Consider the following 3,003-nt stretch of genomic DNA (forward strand, 5'->3'; position numbering starts at 1 on the left):
CCCAGGCCTACATCGCCCAGCTCGACGCCGCGAAAGCCTTCGACAAGCCGATCGTGACCAAGATCGAGATAGGCAAAGCCTTCTACCCGGCGGAGTCCTATCACCAGGACTTCCTGACCGAAAACCCGTCGTACCCCTACATCGTGATCAACGACCTGCCAAAGGTGGCCCAGCTGAAAAAATTGTTCCCTGAGCAGTACCGCGCAGAACCGGTACTGGTGAAAAACCAGTAGACCTATGATCGTTCCCACTCTCGACGATCGACGATCGTTCCCACGCTCTGCGTGGGAACGCCGCCAGGGCGCTCTGCGTCCGCTCTTGAAGTCGTGACGCGGAGCGTCACCGGATTCATTCCCACGCGGAGCGTGGGAACGATCAGCGTGGGAACGATCATCACGATCATCAGACGACTTCAAGGTAGGAGCTATGAATCGCCCGCGCCAACTCCCGCACGGTGTCGATAAAATCCGTCAACCGGCTATGCAGCCCATCCTCCAGAATCTCATCAATCCCTGTATACCTCAGCCGCGCCTCAAACTCCGCCGCCAAACGCTGGGCCGTACGCCCATAACTCCCCGGCAGGTCCGCCAGGATATGGCTCAACTCCTCGATACACGCATGCAACGAGCGCGGCACATCACTGCGCAACAGCAACAACTCCGACACCGACCGCGCATTCAGCGCATTCGGGTACAGCTCGGTATACGCCTCAAACGACGACAGCGCCCGCAACAACGCGCTCCACTGGTAATACCCGCGTGCCGAAAGGTCGCTGACTTCCTCGGACTCTTCCCCAAACATTTCATACCGCGCGTCCAGCAACCGCAACGTGTTATCCGCCCGCTCGACAAACGTCCCCAGCCGAATAAACCGATACGCATCGTTGCGCATGATCGTCCCGGACGTCGCCCCACGAAACAGGTGCGAGCGCTGCTTCACCCAGTCACAAAAGTGGCTGATGCCATGCCGCGCCAACCCGCCGGCCGCAATACTGCGCATCTCCAGCCAGGTGGCGTTGAGGTTTTCCCACATATCAGCCGTGATCCGTCCCCGCACCGCATGGGCATTACCCCGTGCAGCCCGCAGGCAGTTGTAGATACTGGCGGGGTTTTCCTCGTCGAGGGCGAAGAAGTGCAGCATGCGCTCGGCGTCCAGTTGCTGATGACGCTCAAGGTAACTGTCCAGGGTGCCGCTGCTGAGCAGCGACATGGCCAACTCGTCCAGCCCGTCACTGCGCCCGGCCTGGGGCATCAACGACAGCGAATAACTGACTTCCAGCATGCGCGCCAGGTTCTCGGCACGCTCCAGGTAACGGGACATCCAATACAGATCTGCGGCGGTTCTACTCAGCATACTCAGCCCTCCACCACCCAGGTGTCCTTAGTTCCGCCGCCTTGCGACGAGTTGACGATCAATGAGCCTTCGCGCAGCGCCACGCGGGTCAAGCCACCGGGCACCAGGCGGGTTTCCTTGCCCGAGAGCACGAACGGTCGCAGGTCGATATGCCGCGGCGCGATGCCGTTTTCGACAAAGGTCGGGCAAGTGGACAGGCTCAAGGTCGGTTGGGCGATGTAGGCGTGCGGGCGGGCCTTGATACGCTGGCGGAAGTCCTCGATCTCGGCCGCACTGGACGCCGGGCCCACCAGCATGCCGTAGCCGCCGGAACCCTGGGTTTCCTTGACCACCAGTTCCGGCAGGTGCGCCAGTACGTGGGACAGCTCATCCGGCTTGCGGCACTGGAACGTCGGCACGTTTTGCAGGACTGGCTCTTCATCCAGGTAGAACCGGATCATTTCCGGCACGTACGGGTAGATCGACTTGTCGTCCGCCACGCCGGTGCCGATCGCATTCGCCAGCACTACGTTGCCCGCGCAGTACGCCGCGACCAGGCCGGGCACACCGAGCATCGAATCGGGGTTGAAAGCCTGCGGGTCGAGGAAGGCATCGTCGATGCGGCGGTAGATCACATCCACGGCCTTGGGGCCGTCGGTGGTACGCATGAACACCTTGAGGTCGTGCACGAACAGGTCGGCGCCTTCCACCAGCTCCACGCCCATTTCCCGGGCCAGGAATGCATGCTCGAAGAACGCGCTGTTAAACCGGCCCGGCGTCAGCACCACCACATTCGGGTTGTCCAGGCGGCTGGAGCTTTTCAGGGTCTTGAGCAGCAGGTTGGGATAGTGGTCCACCGGGGCGATGCGTTGCTTGGCGAACACCTCGGGGAACAGGCGCATCATCATCTTGCGGTCTTCGAGCATGTAGCTCACGCCGCTGGGGGTACGCAGGTTGTCTTCGAGCACGTAGTAGGTGCCGTCGCCATCGCGCACCAGGTCGACCCCGGAGATGTGCGAGTAGATATCGCGGTGCAGGTCCAGGCCGACCATGGCTTTCTGGTATCCCTCGTTGCCCAGCACCTGATCGGCGGGAATGATCCCGGCCTTGATGATGCGTTGGTCGTGGTAGATGTCGGCAAGGAACATGTTCAGCGCATTCACCCGCTGGATACAGCCACGCTCGATGACACTCCACTCACTGGCGGGGATGCTGCGGGGGATGATATCGAAGGGGATCAGGCGCTCGGTGTCTTGCTCGTCGCCATACAGGGTGAAGGTGATCCCCGCGCGGTGAAACAGCAGGTCGGCTTCACGGCGGCGCTGGGCCAGCAGTTCTGGCGGCGTGTTGGCCAGCCAGCGGGAGAATTCCTGATAATGCGCACGGCAAACGCCTTGTGCGTCATTCATTTCATCAAAGAAAGATCGAGCCATTCCAATTACCTTGTCAGTGCCGGGACTAACTGCGCTTTGGCACTGCCGCTTTAGAAAACGCATTTTTTTATGAGCCCGTGGCTGATGGTGCCAGCAGGCCTGGTCCTTACTTTCTTTTGGGGTGGGCTCTGGGTCGGGGGGTAACGATTGCTCCTGTATCCGGGCAGATAAAGGACTAAAGCAATGCCTGTGCCATCCACCTTGTGGCGAGGGAGCTTGCTCCCGCTGGGCTGCGCAG

The 3,003-nt window shown here is 60.9% G+C and carries 3 protein-coding genes; 1 reads left to right on the forward strand and 2 read right to left on the reverse strand.

Translation table 11 applies throughout. The features are described 5' to 3' along the window. On the forward strand, positions 1–233 hold a 233-nt coding region (locus tag HX846_RS25355), incomplete at its 5' end, for a peptide-methionine (S)-S-oxide reductase (RefSeq protein WP_178966323.1). A 169-nt stretch (positions 234–402) separates the two neighbouring features. Here the strand turns inward: HX846_RS25355 and HX846_RS25360 are convergent. Together HX846_RS25360 and HX846_RS25365 are read right to left on the reverse strand one after the other, a co-directional pair. Then, entirely contained in the window at positions 403–1,353 is a 951-nt protein-coding gene (locus HX846_RS25360) for an alpha-E domain-containing protein (protein WP_003217078.1), read from the reverse strand. A 2-nt stretch (positions 1,354–1,355) separates the two neighbouring features. After that, positions 1,356–2,765, reverse strand: coding sequence for a circularly permuted type 2 ATP-grasp protein (locus HX846_RS25365; RefSeq protein ID WP_003217076.1), 1,410 nt, complete (start codon positions 2,763–2,765; stop codon positions 1,356–1,358). Between the last annotated feature and the right edge of the window lie 238 nt (positions 2,766–3,003).

Source organism: Pseudomonas sp. K5002, assembly GCF_013386655.1.
Taxonomy (GTDB): Bacteria; Pseudomonadota; Gammaproteobacteria; order Pseudomonadales; family Pseudomonadaceae; genus Aquipseudomonas.

Coding starts and splice junctions, on each gene's coding strand:
- HX846_RS25360 (WP_003217078.1), bottom strand. CDS start 1,353: ATGCTGAGTAGAACCGCCGCAGATCTGTATTGGATGTCCCGTTACCTG.
- HX846_RS25365 (WP_003217076.1), bottom strand. CDS start 2,765: ATGGCTCGATCTTTCTTTGATGAAATGAATGACGCACAAGGCGTTTGC.